The 17,592-nt window shown below is 67.8% G+C and carries 15 protein-coding genes and 2 tRNA genes; 12 read left to right on the top strand and 5 right to left on the bottom strand.

Going from position 1 to position 17,592, the window contains the following annotated elements; all coding sequences use genetic code 11:
* Window positions 1-11 precede the first annotated feature (11 nt).
* From ACJJV6_RS02325 to ACJJV6_RS02315, 3 genes are read left to right on the top strand one after another with little or no spacing between them, the layout of a single operon-like run.
* Complete coding sequence (locus tag ACJJV6_RS02325; RefSeq protein ID WP_407709839.1) at window positions 12-521, top strand: winged helix-turn-helix transcriptional regulator; 510 nt, start codon at window positions 12-14, stop codon at window positions 519-521.
* Window positions 518-1,864 (top strand): MFS transporter, encoded by a 1,347-nt coding sequence (locus ACJJV6_RS02320; protein ID WP_407709838.1) that lies wholly within the window; start codon window positions 518-520, stop codon window positions 1,862-1,864. Before ACJJV6_RS02325 ends, ACJJV6_RS02320 begins: the two co-directional genes overlap by 4 nt.
* Window positions 1,865-1,889: 25 nt before the next feature.
* The gene (locus ACJJV6_RS02315) at window positions 1,890-2,660 is read left to right on the top strand and encodes an SDR family oxidoreductase (protein ID WP_407709837.1); all 771 of its coding nucleotides are present in this window, start codon (window positions 1,890-1,892) and stop codon (window positions 2,658-2,660) included.
* A 76-nt stretch (window positions 2,661-2,736) separates the two neighbouring features.
* Here the strand turns inward: ACJJV6_RS02315 and ACJJV6_RS02310 are convergent, their stop codons facing one another.
* Genes ACJJV6_RS02310 through ACJJV6_RS02295 form a run of 4 tightly spaced genes read right to left on the bottom strand, consistent with a single transcriptional unit; the run spans window position 2,737 to window position 7,299 of the window.
* Complete coding sequence (locus ACJJV6_RS02310) at window positions 2,737-3,933, bottom strand: acyl-CoA dehydrogenase family protein (RefSeq protein WP_407709836.1); 1,197 nt, start codon at window positions 3,931-3,933, stop codon at window positions 2,737-2,739.
* A gap of 8 nt (window positions 3,934-3,941) precedes the next feature.
* Window positions 3,942-5,465 (bottom strand): APC family permease, encoded by a 1,524-nt coding sequence (locus ACJJV6_RS02305; protein ID WP_407709835.1) that lies wholly within the window; start codon window positions 5,463-5,465, stop codon window positions 3,942-3,944.
* Window positions 5,466-5,478: 13 nt separating this feature from the next.
* Entirely contained in the window at window positions 5,479-6,690 is a 1,212-nt protein-coding gene (locus tag ACJJV6_RS02300; RefSeq protein WP_407709834.1) for a glutathionylspermidine synthase family protein, read from the bottom strand.
* A complete protein-coding gene (locus ACJJV6_RS02295; protein WP_407709833.1) occupies window positions 6,691-7,299 on the bottom strand; it encodes a Tat pathway signal protein in 609 nt (202 codons plus the stop codon).
* Between the two features lie 160 nt (window positions 7,300-7,459).
* Between ACJJV6_RS02295 and ACJJV6_RS02290 the strand changes: the two genes are divergently transcribed.
* The 7 genes from ACJJV6_RS02290 (at window position 7,460) to ACJJV6_RS02260 (ending at window position 13,404) form a co-directional block, all read left to right on the top strand.
* The gene (locus ACJJV6_RS02290; RefSeq protein ID WP_009357146.1) at window positions 7,460-8,116 is read left to right on the top strand and encodes an MOSC domain-containing protein; all 657 of its coding nucleotides are present in this window, start codon (window positions 7,460-7,462) and stop codon (window positions 8,114-8,116) included.
* Window positions 8,117-8,522: 406 nt separating this feature from the next.
* The gene (locus tag ACJJV6_RS02285; protein ID WP_354175137.1) at window positions 8,523-10,553 is read left to right on the top strand and encodes a DEAD/DEAH box helicase; all 2,031 of its coding nucleotides are present in this window, start codon (window positions 8,523-8,525) and stop codon (window positions 10,551-10,553) included.
* Window positions 10,554-10,902: 349 nt separating this feature from the next.
* A tRNA-Thr gene (locus ACJJV6_RS02280) sits at window positions 10,903-10,974 on the top strand.
* A gap of 61 nt (window positions 10,975-11,035) precedes the next feature.
* A tRNA-Met gene (locus ACJJV6_RS02275) sits at window positions 11,036-11,109 on the top strand.
* Between the two features lie 223 nt (window positions 11,110-11,332).
* Window positions 11,333-12,124, top strand: a complete 792-nt coding sequence (gene yidC / locus ACJJV6_RS02270) for a membrane protein insertase YidC (RefSeq protein WP_035752198.1) — start codon at window positions 11,333-11,335, stop codon at window positions 12,122-12,124.
* 52 nt (window positions 12,125-12,176) lie between these two features.
* Window positions 12,177-12,734, top strand: a complete 558-nt coding sequence (locus ACJJV6_RS02265) for a dihydrofolate reductase family protein (RefSeq protein WP_407709832.1) — start codon at window positions 12,177-12,179, stop codon at window positions 12,732-12,734.
* A gap of 16 nt (window positions 12,735-12,750) precedes the next feature.
* The gene (locus tag ACJJV6_RS02260; protein WP_035752195.1) at window positions 12,751-13,404 is read left to right on the top strand and encodes an SDR family oxidoreductase; all 654 of its coding nucleotides are present in this window, start codon (window positions 12,751-12,753) and stop codon (window positions 13,402-13,404) included.
* Here ACJJV6_RS02260 and ACJJV6_RS02255 read toward each other — a convergent pair.
* On the bottom strand, window positions 13,401-14,603 hold the full coding sequence (locus ACJJV6_RS02255) for an ROK family transcriptional regulator (RefSeq protein ID WP_009357141.1): 1,203 nt from the start codon (window positions 14,601-14,603) through the stop codon (window positions 13,401-13,403). The genes ACJJV6_RS02260 and ACJJV6_RS02255 overlap by 4 nt on opposite strands.
* Before the next feature lie 229 nt (window positions 14,604-14,832).
* Here ACJJV6_RS02255 and ACJJV6_RS02250 point away from each other — a divergent pair, with 229 nt between their 5' ends.
* Together ACJJV6_RS02250 and ACJJV6_RS02245 are read left to right on the top strand one after the other, a co-directional pair.
* The gene (locus ACJJV6_RS02250; protein WP_407710455.1) at window positions 14,833-16,545 is read left to right on the top strand and encodes a glycoside hydrolase family 13 protein; all 1,713 of its coding nucleotides are present in this window, start codon (window positions 14,833-14,835) and stop codon (window positions 16,543-16,545) included.
* Between the two features lie 31 nt (window positions 16,546-16,576).
* Window positions 16,577-17,518, top strand: a complete 942-nt coding sequence (locus tag ACJJV6_RS02245) for an aldo/keto reductase family oxidoreductase (protein WP_407709831.1) — start codon at window positions 16,577-16,579, stop codon at window positions 17,516-17,518.
* Window positions 17,519-17,592 lie beyond the last annotated feature (74 nt).

The following is a 17,592-nucleotide window of genomic DNA, read 5'->3' as shown; positions in this document are numbered from 1 at the left end:
ACGCTCCTTCCATGGCACTCCGATCCGACTGGTCCGGCCACAACTGCAGCATTGCGCGCGGCGTGGACATTCTGGGCGACCCCTGGACCATCCTCGTCCTCCGCGAACTCTTCTTCGGCAACGGCCGCTTTGACGCCATCCGTGCGCGCCTGAAGGTGGCGGACTCGGTGCTCACCAAGCGCCTGGCCGGCCTGGTGGAGGCCGGGCTGCTGGAGAAAAGGGCCTACGACGACGGCGGCCGCACCCGCCAGGAGTACGTCCTCACCGCCATGGGCGAGGACGTCCTGCCGGTCCTGAACGCGGTGACGCTGTGGTCGGAGAAACACCTTGCGGCCCCGTCCGAGCAGGCCCACCTCCACGTCATCCACTCCGGCTGCGGCCAGCCCACCACGTCCGCCGATACCTGCACCGGCTGCGGGGAGCGGCTGACTGCCGCAAACACCAGCTGGCACAGCGAGGCCAGGTCCGGGCACCCCATCAAACTCGCCACCGCAATGCCCGGTGCTGGAGCCGCCGCGTGAGCACACGATCCGATGAAGCCGCAGTTCCTGGTGAACGCGAAGCGGCGGCTGTTCCGCGGCCCGCGCCCCGGCGCCGGCTGCACCCCGCCTGGATCGTTGCCGCCGTAGCATTCCTGGCCCTGGTGGGGGCGGCAGGATTCCGGGCTGCCCCGGGCGTGCTGATGGTGCCGCTGCAACAGGAATTCGGCTGGTCCACTACGGTGTTGTCGGCGGCCGTCAGCATCAACCTGGTCCTGTTTGGCCTGACCGCACCGTTCGCCGCCGCCCTGATGGAACGCTTCGGCATCCGGAAGGTCACTGCCCTGGCACTGGTCCTGATCGGCATGGGCAGCGCCCTGACCGTCCTGGTCAACCAGTCCTGGCAGATCCTGCTGACCTGGGGCCTGCTCATCGGGCTGGGCACGGGATCCATGGCCTTGGTGTTCGCCGCCACCATCGCCAACACCTGGTTCGTCAAGAGCCGGGGCCTGGTCATCGGCATCCTGACCGCCGGCAGCGCTGCCGGACAGCTGGTCTTCCTGCCGTTCATCGCCGTGCTCGCGCAGGATCCCGGCTGGCGGCAGGCCTCGCTCCTGATCGCGGCCGGCGCCCTGGCGGTGGTCCCGCTCGTGCTGAAGTTCCTCAAGAACTCCCCGGCCGACGCCGGGGTCCTGCCGTACGGTGCGGAAGCCGGCAGCGCCGCCCAGGCCCCTGCAGCCACGGGCCCGCGGACGAATGCCGCCGTCCGGGCACTCCAGGTGCTCCGCCGGGCGAGCCGGGTCAGGACGTTCTGGGCGCTCGTGGCCGGATTCGCTATCTGCGGTGCCACCACCAACGGGCTCATCGGCACCCACTTCATTCCCTCCGCCCATGACCACGGCATGCCGGAAACCACCGCCGCGGGCCTGCTCGCCGTCGTCGGCATCTTCGACATCGTGGGGACCATCGCCTCCGGCTGGCTCACGGACCGCTTCAACCCGCGCATCCTGCTGGCCGTCTACTACCAGTTCCGGGGCATCGGCCTGCTGGTGCTGCCCCTTCTCCTGAGCGCCGAGGTGCAGCCGAGCATGATCGTGTTCGTGGTGATCTACGGCCTGGACTGGGTGGCCACCGTTCCGCCCACCGCCGCCATCTGCCGGGAAACCTTCGGCGCGGACGGCAGCGTGGTGTTCGGCTGGGTCTTTGCGGCGCACCAGCTGGGCGCTGCCGCTGCAGCCCTCGCCGCCGGCGCCGTGCGCGACGCCACCGGCCATTACACCTACGCCTGGCTGGGGGCTGCCGCAATGTGCACTGTTGCCGCGGTCATCAGCGCAACCATCCGCCGGAACAGCGGGGCGCGGGACGCGGCGCCGTCCGCCGCCTAGCAGGGCCGCGTACTAGGCTGGCTGCATGCAGACCCCACAACAAAGCGCCGCCCGCAGCACTGCCCTGGTCACGGGTGCCGGCCGGCTGGCCTCAATTGGTGCCGGCATCGCCCGCCAGCTCGCCGCCGACGGCTGGGACCTGGTCCTGTCCTACTGGCAGGACTACGACGAGCGGATGCCGTGGGGGAGTGAGCCCGAGGACGTCGTCCGCCTGACCGCCGAACTCGAGGCCATCGGCGCGCGCGTCCACGTCCTGTCCGCCGACCTGCAGGATCCGGGCGTGCCGGACCGGCTCGTGGCCGAGGCCGTGCAGCTGGCGGGGCCCTTGCAGGGGCTCGTGCTCAGCCACGCGGAGTCCGTCGACTCCGGAATCCTGGACACCAGCCTGGAATCCTTCGAACGGCACTTCGCCGTTAACACGCGGGCCAGCTGGCAGCTGATTGCCGCGTTCGCCCGGCAGGCCACGGACGACGGCGGCGCGATCGTTGCGCTGACCAGCGACCACACAGCGTTCAACCTGCCCTACGGTGCCTCGAAGGGGGCGCTGGACCGGATCGTCATTGCCGCCGCCCGCGAGCTGGGCCCCCGGAACATCTCCGCGAACGTCCTCAACCCCGGGCCTGTGGACACAGGCTGGATGGATGATGCCATCCGGGAAGAGGTTCTCCAGCGCCAGCCCACCGGCCGGCTCGGGACCCCGGCGGACGTCGCGGGGACCGTGGCGTTCCTGCTCTCGCCCGCAGGCCGCTGGGTGTCCGGCCAGCTCATCAAGGCCGACGGCGGCTTCTCGGCCTAGCTGCCCAACTGGGTAGCAGTTCTTGCCGTTTTGGGCCCCCAAAACGGCATCTACTGCCAGCCAGTTGGGGGAGGAGTTAGCGGAAGGCGCCGAGACCGGTGATGTGCTGGCCAAGGATCAGGGTGTGGACTTCGTCGGTGCCCTCGTAGGTGCGGACGGACTCCAGGTTCGCGGCATGCCGCAGCGGCGGGTAGTCCAGGGTGATCCCGTTGCCGCCCAGCACGGAGCGGGCCTCGCGGGCGATGGCCAGTGCTTCCCGGACGTTGTTCAGTTTCCCCAGCGAAACCTGCTCGGGCTTCAGCATCCCCGCATCCTTGAGCCGGCCCAGGTGCAGGGCCAGCATGGTGCCCTTCTGGATCTCCACCAGCATGTTCACCAGCTTCTCCTGCGTGAGCTGGTATCCGGCCAGCGGCTTCCCGAACTGCAGCCGCTCCTGCGAGTACGCCAGGGCCGCCTGGTACGAATCCCGGGCAGCCCCCATCGCGCCCCAGGCGATGCCGTACCGCGCCTCATTCAGGCAGGTGAGCGGAGCGCGCAGGCCGCGCGCAGCCGGCAGCAGGGCCTCCGGACCCAGCCTGACGCCGTCGAACACCACATCGCACTGGATGGAGGCCCGCATGGACAATTTCTGCGTAATGGGGGTGGCCGTCACGCCCGGGGTGCCGGCAGGCACCAGGAAACCGTGGACGCCGTCGTCGGTCATGGCCCACACCACCATGACGTCCGCCACCGAGGCCAGCCCGATCCAGCGCTTCGTGCCGTCCAGCACCCAGCCCGCCTGGTCGCCGGTGCCGTCACGGCGGGCGGAGGTGGTCATGGACGAAGGATCCGAACCCGCCGCCGGTTCGGTCAGGGCGAAGCACCCGATCACCTCGCCTGCCGCCATCCGGGGCAGCCATTCCTGTTTCTGTTCCTCGGAACCCCATTTATGGATGGCCGTCATGGCCAGCGACCCCTGCACCGACACGAACGTCCGGATCCCGGAATCGCCGGCCTCCAGCTCCATCGCCGCCAGGCCATACTCGACGGCGGACCGGCCGGGGCAGCCATAGCCCTCCAGGTGCATCCCCAGGACGCCCAGCTCGCCGAGTTCGGGGGCAAGCTCCAGCGGGAACACGGCCGCGTCGTACCAGGCGGCGATCCCAGGCCTGATCCGCTGGTCCGTGAAGTCCCGGATCCGCTGGCGAAGGGCAAGCTCGTCCGGGGAAAGGAGCCCGTCGAGGGCCAGCACATCGGAGGGATCGGGGCCCGGCACCTCTGCAGCGTCGCTCATCGCAGGGCCTACGCCTGGTTCCGTGCGGCGGCCACGGCTGACGGATTGCCGGTGAAGTAGCCGCGGGTCGAGGGCAGGAAACGGCACACGACGGCCAGGACCACGCCCAGGGCGAGCAGCACCACGCCGCTGATGAAAGCGCCGCCGACGCCGAAGATCTCCGTATCGCCGTAGGCCGGGTCCCACATCTGCACCGCTGAGATGAAGAACGCGGCGGTCAGGAGCAGTGCCCCGGTCAGGGGCAGGATCCCGCGGAACCACAGGTTGCGGGCGGATGTCCGCAGCGTGCCCCGGAAGTACCAGAAGCAGGCGAATCCGGTAAGGGCGTAGTAAAAGGCGATGAACAGGCTGATGGCGCTGATGGAGTCCGAGAGGAGGTTCTCGCTGAGGAAGCTCATCGCCACGTAGTAGGCGATCGCTGCCGCGCCCATCACCTGCGTGGAGAACCCGGGGGTCTGGTTCCGCGGGTGCACCTCGCCGAACTTCGCCGGCAGGGCCCCGTGGACACCCATGGACAGCGTTCCCCGGGCGGTGGGCAGGATGGTGGTCTGCGTGGAGGACAGCACCGAGGCAAGGACCGCGACGACGATCAGCCAGCCCCATGGCCCCAGCACCACGTCCTTCATGGCCACGAACACGTCGTCCTGGTTGGCCTCGTTCCCCAGGCCGATGCCCTCGCTGCCCACGGTGGCGTACATCATCACGAGCAGCGCGACGGAGACATAGATCGCCACCAGGACGAACGCGGAGATGACGGCGCCGCGGCCCGGTGTGGTCCTCGGGTTTTCGGTTTCCTCGTTCACCGCCAGGCAGGTGTCCCAGCCCCAGTAGATGAACAGCGCCAGGAGCACGCCGTGGACCACGGCCCCGGGATCGGCGAAGGCGCCCACCGGGTTGAACCACTCGAAATCAAACGCCTGGCCCTCCGGCGGACCCCCGACAATCCGGACAATGATCGCCAGCGCGAAGATGCCCAGCGCAATGTACTGCACATAGGTCAGGACCCGCTGGACGTGTTCGCCCAGCCGGATGCCGCGGTAGTTGACCAGGGTCATCACGGCGATGAACAGCACCCCGGTAGCGGTGACCAACACCTTGTTCTCCGCCAGCGAGCCGTCACCGGCCAGCAGCCACAGGTACTGGCCGGCCACCTGCGCCAGGTTGGCCAGGACCACGATGCCGGCGAGCGCCACGCCCCAGCCGCCCAGCCAGCCCGCCCAGGGTCCGAAGGCGCGGCGGGACCAGGTGAACGTGGTGCCGCAGTCCGGGATGGCACTGTTGAGCTCGCGGAAGGCGTAGGCGATGAACAGGACCGGGATGAAACCCAACAACAGGATCAGGGGAGTGTAGTTCCCGTTCACTGCCACGATCAGCCCGAGTGTTGCCGCCAGCGAATATACCGGCGCCGTCGAGGCCAGGCCGAGCATCACGGAGTCGCCAAGGTCGAGGATCCCGGCGCGGAGGCCCTTGGCCGGGACCGGGGTGCCGGGCGCGCCCGCCGGGCCTCCCGCCGTCGTCATGTCTGTGCTCATGCTGTCACCGGATTCATAGTGCGATACCTGCTTTGCTGGAGGAGGCCACGGCCGAAAGCGGCGCCGGCGCGTCGATGGTGTTGGGCACGAAGCGGCAGAAGTAGTCCGTGACGGGGCCGTCCGATTCGCGGATGCCGCAGCCCACGGACTCGCCGTCCACCACCCACAGGCCGAGGACCGGGTGGTTGCCGTCGAAGTTGGGCAGCTGGTTGTACTGCTGGTAGCACCAGCCCTCACGGCCGTACCCGCCGGGCTGTTCCAGGCTGACGCCGTCGGCATGGATCCGGATGTTGTCTCCTTCACGCCCGTGCAGCGGCTTGGCCACCCATTCCTTCAGCGGCCCCGGCCCGTCCAGGTAGGCCGGGAGCAGGTTGGGATGCTCCGGGTACAGGTGCCAGAGCGCGGCGAGCAGGGCCTTGTTGGAGAGCAGCATCTTCCAGGCCGGCTCCACCCAGCGCGGATTGTGGGCGCGTTCCAGCAGGCGGGGACCGAACGGCTCCTTCATCATCAGCTCCCAGGGGTAGAGCTTGAAGATGGTGCTGATCATGAAGTTGTCCAGGTCCACGAAGCGGTTGAGGTTGGGGTCCCAGCCGATATCGGACATGTTGATGCCGATGGTGGTCCACCCGGCCTGGCCGGCCACGTCCCGCATGTAGGCGGCGGTCATCCAGTCCTCGCCGGACTCCTCCACCTCAGAGTGGGCCACGTGCAGGGTGCTCATACCGGTGCGGTACTGGAACTTCTTCCACTGCCGGATCAGCGCCTCGTGGATGCCGTTCCACTGGTCCTTCCCCGGGAAGACGTCCTGCAGCCAGAACCACTGGGCCACGGCTGCCTCGATCAGCCCGGTGGGGGTGTCGGCGTTGTATTCGAGCATCTTGGCCGGGCCGCCCTGCCCGTCATAGATGAAGTCGAACCGGCCGTAGACGTCCACGTCGCCCGCCTGCAGGGATTCGGCGGCGAGTTCCAGCGCCTGCGGTCCGATCCCGATGGTGCCCATGGCCCCGGTGGCAAGGAACTTGGCCGCCTCCAGGCACATGCGGTGCATTTCCTCTGCGGTCTCCTCGAGGGTTTCCACTTCGTCCATGCTGAACTCGTAGTAGGCGGACTCGTTCCAGTATTCGATCGTCCGGCCGTCATCCATGGTGGTGGTGGAAAAGACCAGGCCCTGTTCCTCGATCTTCTGCTTCCAGCCGGGACGGGGTTCACTCAACAGCCGCTTCACTTAGCCCCCCGAAACCTTGCCGCCGCCACCGCTCGTTCCGCTCTTGGCGCTGGTACCGAAGCCGCCGCGGCTGACGGTGCCGCCCTGGGTGCTGTACCCGGTGGAGGCCTTCGCGCCGCTGGGCACCGTCCGGGTGTAGTTGGGGGCGGTGGACCGGTTCTGCCCCAAGGGCGGCACATAGGCTCCGCGGGAAAAGAAGTACCAGGCGTAGACCCCGCCGGCCCGCCCGGCAGAGCTGTCGCAGTTGCGGTCCTCCACGCGCTCGCCGGTTTCGTCGTTGAAGCACACCTGGGCGTATTCGGGGTCGTCCTGGTTGCTGGCCACCACGGCGGTGATGGTGCCGGCCAGCAGCGCTGTCACGCCCAGTCCGACGACGACGGTGCGCCGCTGTGAGCGCTTCTTCCGGGCGGCTGCCTCGTCCAGCTGCCTTTCCCGGTCGCGGGCAAACGGATCCACCGGCGTGACGGGTTCATTGAGCAGCTCGGGGCGGAGCTCAGGCTTGGGCACCTGCCAGGGCGGCGGCTTCGGGCTGTCCCCGCCTGGCTCGGCGCCGCCGCTGGGCCGGCGCTCCGGATCCGGCCTGTTCGGGTCCTGCTTGTCTGGGTCCACGGCGTCCCCCTCAGTTATCCACGTGAATTGGGCACAGCGCTGCACCCCCAATATGCAATCCTCGAATCAGCGTAGTCCCTGCCGGCCCGGGCGGCGAGCATGCCGCAGGGGAGAACTGCCCATCCCTTCCGCGCGCGGAACGTGACCCTACACTGGAGCCATGGAAACCGCGTCCCTGCTGGCTGTCTGCCGTGTTCACCAATTGCTTCCGGATGCCTCGAGCGTGGGAGTGACCGCCATTGACAAGCGCCCGGTGGAGGGTCCGGTCAAGGTGCACCGGCTGGGCCTGCAGGGCGACATCCAGGCGAACCGGGTCCACCATGGCGGCCCGGACCAGGCCGTCTACGCGTACTCGCAGGCTGACGCCGACTACTGGGCCGCTCAGCTGCAGCAGGACCTGCCGCCCGGCTCGTTCGGCGAAAACCTCCGCGTGGCCGGGATCGATGCCACGGCCGCCGTGATCGGGGAGCGCTGGAAGATCGGGCTCGACGTCGAACTCGAAGTCACGTCGCCGCGGACACCGTGTGCCACGTTCCAGCGGCGGCTGGGGGAGCGCCAGTGGGTTAAGCGCTTCACGGAAGAGGGCCGGGTGGGGGCGTACCTGAGGGTCATCAAGACGGGCAGCATCCAGGCCGGAGACCACATCCACCGGACCTACGTTCCAACGCACGGCATCACGGTGGGCCAGTGGTTCAGCGAGCCCAGTGTTGAGCTGATGGAGGCGCTCAAGGATGCGGATGCCGATGGCGAGATCCGGTTGCAGCAGCCCGAATTCAACAACAAGTTCGAGGCCCTGCAGCGCCAGCTGCGCGGCTGACTGACGGGAAATTACGACGGCGGAGGTGCCGCATGTGCCCAAGCTCACCGCCGCCGTCGGGCACCTGATTTCGGGGACACCGCCCCGGTGCCGTACACTTGAAACATCCCCCACTCCGGAAATCCCTTATTCCTGCCCAATTTTTGAGGCAGGACTGGCAAGTGTTGGGGCCCGCAACTGTGATGCGGGCAGTTTCATAGGGAGAGCCGGCTGAAGAAAACGCTGTACAGACTGCTGGGATAGCAGCCAAGAGATGCAGCGCGAAGTCCTGCCATGGGATTGCGAAAGCGCCGGACTTCTGTGACCGGCCGGTCAATGTTTGCCCGGCATCCACGGCACATGTACTGCGGCTCCGCTCACCCTGGGTAGTGCCGCCTGGCCCCCTATGGATGAGGAATCTTTCCCTATGCCCGAAAACCAGAACGACACCATTGAAACTGCCGCCGCCGTGATCGACGCGGAGGCAGCTGCCGCCGCCGAAGCCCCGGCCGCAAGCCCTGAAGCCGAGTCCGAGGACAACAGCGTCAAGTTCGCCGACCTCGGCATCGACGGCCGCGTCCTCGCCGCGCTGCAGGATGTCGGCTACGAAAAGCCGTCCCCCATCCAGGCAGCCACCATCCCGCTGCTGCTCGAAGGCCGCGACGTCGTCGGCCTGGCGCAGACTGGTACCGGCAAGACTGCAGCATTCGCAGTGCCGGCACTGTCCCGCCTGGCCGAACTCCACGACCTGAACGGCCCGTCCCGCAAGACGCAGGCCCTGGTCCTCGCCCCGACCCGTGAGCTGGCGCTCCAGGTTGCAGAGGCCTTCACCTCCTACGCCAAGCACATCGACGATTTCACCGTCCTCCCGGTCTACGGCGGCTCCGCCTACGGACCCCAGCTCGCCGGCCTGCGCCGCGGTGCCCAGGTCGTCGTCGGAACCCCCGGCCGTGTGATCGACCACATCTCCAAGGGCTCGCTGGACCTCTCCGAACTCCAGTACCTGGTGCTGGACGAGGCTGACGAGATGCTGCGCATGGGCTTCGCCGAGGACGTGGAGCAGATCTTCCAGCAGACCCCGTCGGACCGCCAGGTGGCCCTGTTCTCGGCAACCATGCCCAGCCAGATCCGCCGCATGTCCAAGCAGTACCTGAACGACCCCGCCGAGATCTCGGTCAAGACCAAGACCTCCACGGGCACCAACATCCGCCAGCGCTACCTGCAGGTCATGGGCCCGCACAAGCTGGACGCGATGACCCGCATCCTCGAGGTTGAAGAGTTCGACGGCGTCATCGCCTTCGTGCGCACCAAGATGGCCACCGAGGACCTGGCGGACAAGCTGAAGTCCCGCGGCTTCCAGGCTGCCGCCATCAACGGTGACATCCCGCAGCAGCAGCGCGAGCGCACTGTTGACGCGCTGAAGGAAGGCCGCATCGACATCCTGGTGGCCACCGACGTCGCCGCCCGTGGCCTGGACGTGGAGCGCATCAGCCACGTCATCAACTACGACATCCCGCACGACACCGAGTCCTACGTGCACCGCATCGGCCGCACGGGCCGTGCAGGCCGCAACGGCGACGCGATCCTCTTCATGACGCCGCGGGAGAAGTACCTGCTGCGCGCCATCGAGAAGGCCACCCGCCAGCCGGTGGAGCAGATGCACCTGCCCACCGCCGAGACCGTGAACTCGCTGCGCCTGGGCAAGTTCGCCGAGCGCATCACCGAGACCCTGGAGTCCGAGGACGTTGCGGTGTTCCGCGACCTCATCGCTTCCTACGAGGAAGAGCACAAGGTCCCGGCGGCCGAGATCGCTGCTGCACTGGCAGTCATGGCCCAGGGCGGCCAGCCGCTGCTGGTCAAGGAGCTGCCTGCAGCCCCTGAGTTCCAGAAGCGCGAGCGCTCCAAGGACGGTTTCGGCTCCCGTGGGCCGACCCGCGCCCTGACCGAGGGCAACGCCACCTACCGGATCGCGGTGGGGCGCCGCCAGCGCGTCATGCCCGGCTCCATCGTGGGCGCCATCGCCAACGAGGGCGGCATCTCCTCCTCGCAGATCGGCGGCATCGACATCCGTTCGGACCACTCCCTGGTGGAGCTGCCCGCGGACCTGAGCGCCGAGCAGCTGCGTGCCCTGTCCCGCACCCGGATCGGCGGCGAGCTGATCCACCTGGAGCTGGACAACGGCCGCCGGCCCTCCGGTGACCGCCCCAGCTACCAGGGCAACCGTGGCGGCAACTTCAAGGGCAACGGCGGGTTCAAAAAGGAGTTCCGGAAGAACGACGGCGAGCGCAGCTCCGCCGACCGCGGCGGCCGCTCCTACAGCGAGCGCTCGGAGCGCAGCTTCAGCGACCGCGGACAGGCCAGCGACTCCCGCTTCGGCGGCCACGGCGACGGCTCCCGCAAGCCCCGCCACGGCACCGACGGCGGACACCGCGACTTCAACCGCAAGGGCAAGTGGTAAACCCTTCGGGTAGACACGCATCCCTCCGATGGGCCGGCTTTCGAGCCGGCCCATCGGCATTTAACCCCCCGATTTTTTGTCCACATATGGCGACTTCCGGGCCGTCCAGGCCGCCATATCTGGACAAAAACTTCTACTGGTGTGGGGCTTGCCACATTTCCACGCCGCTGCGGTGGCGGAGCGGGTCTGAAGCTCCCGGTTTTGCGTCGTGCGGGTGCCCGCGGATCCCAGTATTGGCGCGGGAACCGGAGGTAAAGGGGCGGCGAATTGCAAGTGTTTCACGGCTTCCTGAGCCCTCCTCGCGCCGATTTGTTGGGAGCAAAATCTTCCGGTAGAGTATTTACTCGTTGCCCCCCTAGCTCAGTGGTAGAGCGCGTTCTTGGTAAGAACGAGGTCACCGGATCGATTCCGGTGGGGGGCTCTGAATGAGGGCCTGTGTCAAGGCGGTTTTGACCGGCTTGACACAGGTTTTTCTCATTCGTGGCGGTGTAGCTCAGTTGGTTAGAGCGCACGACTCATAATCGTGAGGTCGGGAGATCGAGCCTCCCCACCGCTACAGGACAAGCCCCCGGAATCCATGGGATTCCGGGGGCTTTCCCGTTCCCCGGGCCGCCCCGCCGCCCCCGACGCGCAAAATCGCTGTCGACGCGGATCTGCATCCCCGCGGCGCATAAACCGATGGCGCCACGGCACTTGGGGGTCGACAGGGAATGTCTGCGTCGTGACAACTTCCCCGTTTCGCCGTAAGTTGTGCAGCAGGCGGCGGACGGGGGAATGTGGTGGACTTCTTCAATGAGGTGATGGCGCCCTTCCAGTGGCTCGTCTCCGTCATCATGCTGGCGTTCCATGGCGGCCTGACCGCCATCGGAATGCCGGCCGGGAGCGGCTGGACGTGGACGCTGTCCATCATCGGTCTGGTACTGGTCATCCGCGCGGCCCTGATCCCGGTGTTCCTGGCGCAGGTCCGGGCCCAGCGCCGCATGCGGCTCCTGCAGCCGGACCTGAAGGAACTCCAGGAGAAGTACAAGGGTAAAACGGACCAGCTGTCCCGGCAGGCGATGGCCCAGGAACAGATGGCCCTCTACAAGAAGCACGGCACCAACCCCTTCTCTGCATGCCTTCCGCTGCTGATCCAGGCGCCGTTCTTCCTCGCCCTGTTCCAGGTCCTCTCCGGCATTTCCGGCGCTGCGGCACGGGGCGAGGGCATCGGAACCCTCACCTCCGCCCAGGCGGCCCAGTTTGACGCCTCCAGCATCTTCGGCGCACCGTTGTCAGCGTCCCTGCTGCACGGCGGCGGCGGCAACCAGGCCGCCGTGGCCATCCTCGCCGTCGTCATGATCCTGGCCATGACGGCCTGCCAGTTCGTCACGCAGAAGCTCGTCATGGCGCGCAGCCTCGTCGGCGAGGACCCGGAGAACCCACTCCTCCGCCAGCAAAAAATCCTCCTCTACATCCTGCCGGTCATCTTTGGCGCCGGCGGGATCATCTTCCCCATTGGTGTCCTCATCTACTGGACCGTCTCCAACCTGTGGACCCTGGTGCAGCAGTACCTGGTGACCCGCAAAGCGTGACCGGGCCGCCCGAGTCCTGTCTTCTGCCGGGTATCGCGGGCAGAATGACCCCATGGCCAAGCTGATCTATTCCGGCATCACCTCCCTGGACGGCTACGTCGCTGACCGGAACGGCAGGTTTGACTGGAGCGCACCCGACGAGGAGGTCCACGCCTTCGTGAACGACCTCGAGCGCGACGTCGGAACATACCTCCTCGGCCGCAGGATCTACGAGGTCATGTCCGTCTGGGAAACCATGGGCACCGCCGGCGACCCGCCGGTGATCCAGGATTACGCCCGTATCTGGCAGGGGGCAGACAAGGTTGTCTACTCCACCTCCCTGGCCGGGGTGTCCGCGGCCCGGACCCGGGTGGAACGGGCGTTCAGCCCCGACGCCGTCCGTATCCTGAAAGCAAACACGGACCGGAACATTGGCATCGGCGGCCCCACCCTGGCGGCCCAGGCACTGGAAGCCGGGCTGGTGGACGAGTGCCAGCTCTTCCTCAACCCCATTGCCGTGGGCGGCGGCCTCGGTTTCTTTCCGGACGGCCTGGAGACAAGGCTCGAGCTCCTGGATGAGCGGCGGTTCGGCAACGGCGTGGTCTATTTGCGCTACCGCTGCCTGGCCTGAGGGGCAGAATGGGTCCATGACCCGAATCGCAATCATCGGCGGCCACGGCAAAGTGGCCCTCCGCCTGTCAGCCCTCCTCACGGACGAGGGGCACAGCGTCACCTCGTTCATCCGCAACCCGGACCACGCCGCGGACGTGGCGGAGACGGGGGCTACGCCGTCGGTCCTGGACGTGGAAAATGCGACGACGGCGGAACTCGCCGGGGCGCTGCAGGGCCATGACGCTGTGGTCTGGTCCGCCGGTGCCGGCGGCGGCAACCCGGTGCGCACCTATGCGGTGGACCGGGACGCCGCCATCCGTTCCATGGATGCCGCGGCCCAGGCCGGTGTGGACCGGTACGTCATGGTGTCCTACCTGGGGGCCGGCAAGGACCATGGAGTGCCCGAAAGCAACAGCTTCTTCGCCTACGCGGAAGCCAAGGCGGCAGCTGACGACTACCTCCGGGGCACGGGGCTGGCGTGGACCATCCTTGGACCGGGCTCGCTGACGGACAAGCCGGGCACCGGCCGTATCGACGTGGATCCGCCCCGGGACGGGAATGGGGCGACGTCCCGTGACAACACGGCCAGCGTGGCCGCAGCCGTGATTGAAATGCCGGAAACGGCCGGCCGCACCATCGAGTTCCGCGACGGCTCGCTTCCGGTTGCCGCCGCCCTGGGTTCTTCCTAACCGGCGGCCGTGAGCTCCAAATCCAGGGAATTCTGCTCCACGTAGTCGAGGGCCCGCCGCACGGCGCCGGCCGTGACGATGGAGTCGCCCAGGGGTGACACGGCCACCCGCGGGGGAGTGGCGGTGAACTGGGCCAGGCGTTCGGTGATGGCCCCGAGCAGCATGTCCGCCGAATTGGCCACGGCGCCGCCGATCACCACCAACTCCGGGTTCAACAGCGTGGCCACGGCACCCACCACGCGGGCCATCCGGACGGCGACGCGGTCGAGGATCTGCCGCGCAACGGCGTCGCCGGCAGCGGCTGCGGCGAATACGTGCTCCGCCTCTACGCCGTCCGCGGCGTACTTCCGCAGTGTTGTCCCCGCTGTGCCCGCAAGCGCCTCCGCGGCCCAGTTCCGGGCGAGGAAGGCGATGCCGTAGGTGTCGCCCACGCCTTCCACCCACTCCAGGAAGGCAAGTTCGCCGGCGCCCCCGTCGCGCCCGTGCAGCAGCCGCCCGTTGTCGATGAGGCCCGCACCCAGGCGCTCGCTGGCCAGGATCACCACCACGTCATCCACTCCGGCTGCCGCTCCCTGCCAGCGGTCGCCAAGTGCGGCCAGGTTGGCGTCGTTTTCCAGCAGCACGGTCCAGCCCCGCATCTCCAGCAGCGCTGTCTTCAGGCCGACGTCGAACAGTTCCCAGAAGTGCTGCCTCACCAGGACGTCCCCGTGGCGGTCCACCGGCGCGGCGATGCCGGCGCAGACGGCAAGGACTGCATCCGGGGAGGCGCCGCTGCCCGCCAGTGCCAGCAGGGCGGTCCGGTCGACGACGGCGACGCGTTCTTCGGCGGGGATGTCCGCCCGGGCAAATGCCTGCGTTGACCTGCCCAGCGTCCTGCCCCGTAGATCCGCGACCACCACCGTGGCCTTGGAGACCCCCACATCCATGCCCAGCACATAGCCCGCGCGCTCGTTGAGCTCGAAGCGTCGGGCGGGGCGGCCCTTCTGGTATCCGCCGAAGGCCCGCTGGTTCTCCAGCTCGCGGATCCAGCCCCGTGCCATCAGATCCTCGCAGACGGAGATGGCGGTGGCCCGCGTCAGTCCGGTGGCCTCCATGACCTCCGTCACGGTCACTGCCTGGGACGCGCGCAGGAATTCGAGGACTGCTCCGGCGCTGACCCGACGGAGCAGCTGGGGCGTGGCCGGCGGGGATTCCGTCACTGGTGTTGACCTCTCTCTGCGCTGCCCTCCATAATACTTGAGGCACTAAATTTAGAATCAATATAAAGATGCCCCCTGAAGGGGTGCCTTCTGGCCCTTGGCACCCGAATTGGTGGTTTACATCCTGGCGCGACGGTGGGTACTGTCCGAAGTAATGCGCGGGGCCGCCAAGTAGACCCACATGACCTTGACCAGCAACAAACCCAACGCACAGAAAAGGAAGATCCCTTTGTCCACCACCGCCACGCTGGCAACCCTCTCCGATTCCGACCGCCTCGCTGATCCCAACTGGTGGCGCCAGGCAGCGGTTTACCAGATCTATCCGCGCAGCTTCGCCGATTCCAACGGCGACGGCATCGGTGACCTGAAGGGCATCACCGCCAAGGTCCCCTACCTGAAGGCGCTGGGCATCGACGCCGTGTGGCTGAGCCCCTTCTACCCGTCGGCACTCGCCGACGGCGGCTACGACGTGGATGACTACCGCGACGTCGACCCCAAGCTGGGCACGCTGGCGGACTTTGACGAGATGGCCAAGGCCCTGCACGGCGCCGGGATCAAGCTGATTGCGGACATCGTCCCCAACCACTCCTCCGACCGGCACGAATGGTTCAAGGAGGCCCTGGCATCGCCCAAGGGTTCACCCGCCCGGGACCGGTACATCTTCCGTGACGGCAAGGGCCCCAACGGCGAGTTCCCGCCGTCGGACTGGGACTCTGTGTTCGGCGGCCCTGCATGGGAGCGCATCACCGAGCCGGACGGCACCCCCGGCCAGTGGTACATGCACATCTTCGCCAAGGAACAGCCGGACCTGAACTGGTCCAACCGGGAAATCCGCGAGGACTTCCTCAAGACCCTGCGCTTCTGGTCCGACCGCGGCGTGGACGGCTTCCGCGTGGACGTGGCGCACGCGCTCACCAAGGACCTCACCGAGCCGCTGCTGTCCAAGCTGGAACTGAGCGCGGCCAACACTGGCGTGGACGGGTTCGACGACGGCACGCACCCCTTCTGGGACCGCGACGAAGTGCATGAGATCTACGCCGAATGGCGCGAGGTGTTCAACGAATACAACCCGCCGCGCACCGCCGTCGCCGAAGCTTGGGTGCACGCCACCCGCCGCGCCCGGTACGCCAGCCCGCAGGGCCTGGGCCAGGCCTTCAACTTCGACCTGCTGCAGGCCGATTTCGATGCCGCCGAGTACAAGGAGATCATCACCCGCAACCTGGCAGAGGCAGCCGCCACCGGAGCCTCCTCCACCTGGGTGTTCTCCAACCACGACGTGGTCCGGCACGCCACCCGCTACGGCCTGCCCCAGGTGTCCAAGGACAAAGCCGGCACTAAGGGCCAGGACGGCAAGGACTGGCTGCTCGCCGGCGGTCCCAAGGAACAGCTGGATGTGGAGCTCGGTCAGCGCCGCGCCCGCGCAGCCACACTGCTGATGCTCGCAGTTCCCGGGTCCGCCTACCTGTACCAGGGTGAGGAACTGGGGCTCCAGGAAGTGGCAGAGATCCCCGAATCCGAACGCCAGGACCCGTCCTTCTTCCGCAACAAGGGCGTGGAGATCGGCCGTGACGGCTGCCGCGTGCCCCTGCCGTGGAAGGTGGAGGGAACGTCCTTCGGCTTCGGCGAGGGCGGCTCGCACCTGCCGCAGCCGGACTGGTTCAGCAAGTACGCCGTGGAAGCCCAGGACGGGACCGAAGGCTCCACCCTGGAGCTGTACCGTGCAGCCTTGAAGCTGCGCCACGAGCTGCAGACGGACGAGGAACTCGAGTGGGTGGAGTCCGGCAACCCTGAGATCCTGCACTTCCGCCGCCCCAACGGGTGGCAGTCGGTGACCAACTTCGGCGGCACCGCCGTCGAGCTGCCCGCGGGGAAGGTGCTGCTCACCAGCGCGCCGCTGGAAGACGGCAAGCTGCCCGCCAACACCACCGCATGGCTGCGCTGATGCCCGCACCCGGCGGAAGCCAGGAATCCTGATGCAGGAGCTCATCTACGGCTGCATGGGACTCGGCGGCAGCTGGTCCGACGAACCGCATGGCAGCGCCCATGTGGACGAGGCCGCTGCCGCCGTCCAGGCTGCCCTGGACGCCGGCATCACCCTGTTCGACCACGCGGACATCTACCGCCGCGGCAAGTCCGAGGCCGTCTTCGGCGAGGTCCTGGCCGCCACGCCGGGCCTGCGTGAGCGCATCCGGCTGCAGACCAAATGCGGCATCCGGCTCAGTGAACCCGGGCTGCCCGGGCACTACGACCTGAGCCGGGATGCCATCCTGGAACGGGTCAACGGAAGCCTGGAACGGCTGCGCACCGACTACGTGGACATCCTCCTGCTGCACCGGCCGGACCCGCTGGCGGACCCCGCAGAGGTGGCGTCCGCCGTCGGGCAGCTGATGGCGGAAGGAAAGGTCCGGCAGCTGGGCGTGTCCAACATGTCCGGGGCGCAGATCGAGGTGCTGCAGGACCGGCTGGAAACCCCCGTGGTGGCCAACCAGCTGGAAATGAGCCTGCTGAAGCGCGCGTGGCTGGAAAGCCAGGTGCTGGTGAACCATCCGGAGCACCTGGACTACAGCTTCCCGCACGGCACCGTGGAGTACTGCACCCGCCACTCCATCACCCTGCAGGCCTACGGTTCCCTGGCCCGGGGCGTCTACACCGGCGCGGAATTGGAAAGCCCCACCTCCGCGGATGCTTCCACCGCGGAGCTCGTGGCGCAGCTGGCGGGGGAGTACGGGACATCCGGGGAGGCCGTCCTGCTCGGATGGCTCATGAAGCACCCGGCCGGTATCGCGCCGGTGATCGGCACGGTGAATCCCGGCCGGATCCGCGCCTGCGCCGACGCCGCGAAGATTGCCGCCGCCATGTCCCGCGCCGACTGGTACAGGCTCTGGGTGACAGCGCGCGGCAGCAACATCCCCTGACCACCAACTGCGCACAGCACGTGCCGTTCCGGCCGCCGGAACGGCACATGCTGCTGCGTCTTTTCCACCCGCCG

It is taken from the genome of Arthrobacter nitrophenolicus, from assembly GCF_045833485.1.
Classification (GTDB): Bacteria; Actinomycetota; Actinomycetes; order Actinomycetales; family Micrococcaceae; genus Arthrobacter; species Arthrobacter nitrophenolicus.
This window is presented reverse-complemented; position numbering and strand designations above follow the sequence as displayed.

What these genes read in the sequence shown, in the direction of transcription:
- ACJJV6_RS02325 (WP_407709839.1), top strand. Translation starts at nt 12, where the DNA reads ATGGCACTCCGATCCGACTGGTCCGGCCACAACTGCAGCATTGCGCGC.
- ACJJV6_RS02315 (WP_407709837.1), top strand. Translation starts at nt 1,890, where the DNA reads ATGCAGACCCCACAACAAAGCGCCGCCCGCAGCACTGCCCTGGTCACG.
- ACJJV6_RS02310 (WP_407709836.1), bottom strand. Translation starts at nt 3,933, where the DNA reads ATGAGCGACGCTGCAGAGGTGCCGGGCCCCGATCCCTCCGATGTGCTG.
- ACJJV6_RS02305 (WP_407709835.1), bottom strand. Translation starts at nt 5,465, where the DNA reads ATGAGCACAGACATGACGACGGCGGGAGGCCCGGCGGGCGCGCCCGGC.
- ACJJV6_RS02290 (WP_009357146.1), top strand. Translation starts at nt 7,460, where the DNA reads ATGGAAACCGCGTCCCTGCTGGCTGTCTGCCGTGTTCACCAATTGCTT.
- ACJJV6_RS02285 (WP_354175137.1), top strand. Translation starts at nt 8,523, where the DNA reads ATGCCCGAAAACCAGAACGACACCATTGAAACTGCCGCCGCCGTGATC.
- ACJJV6_RS02265 (WP_407709832.1), top strand. Translation starts at nt 12,177, where the DNA reads ATGGCCAAGCTGATCTATTCCGGCATCACCTCCCTGGACGGCTACGTC.
- ACJJV6_RS02260 (WP_035752195.1), top strand. Translation starts at nt 12,751, where the DNA reads ATGACCCGAATCGCAATCATCGGCGGCCACGGCAAAGTGGCCCTCCGC.
- ACJJV6_RS02245 (WP_407709831.1), top strand. Translation starts at nt 16,577, where the DNA reads ATGCAGGAGCTCATCTACGGCTGCATGGGACTCGGCGGCAGCTGGTCC.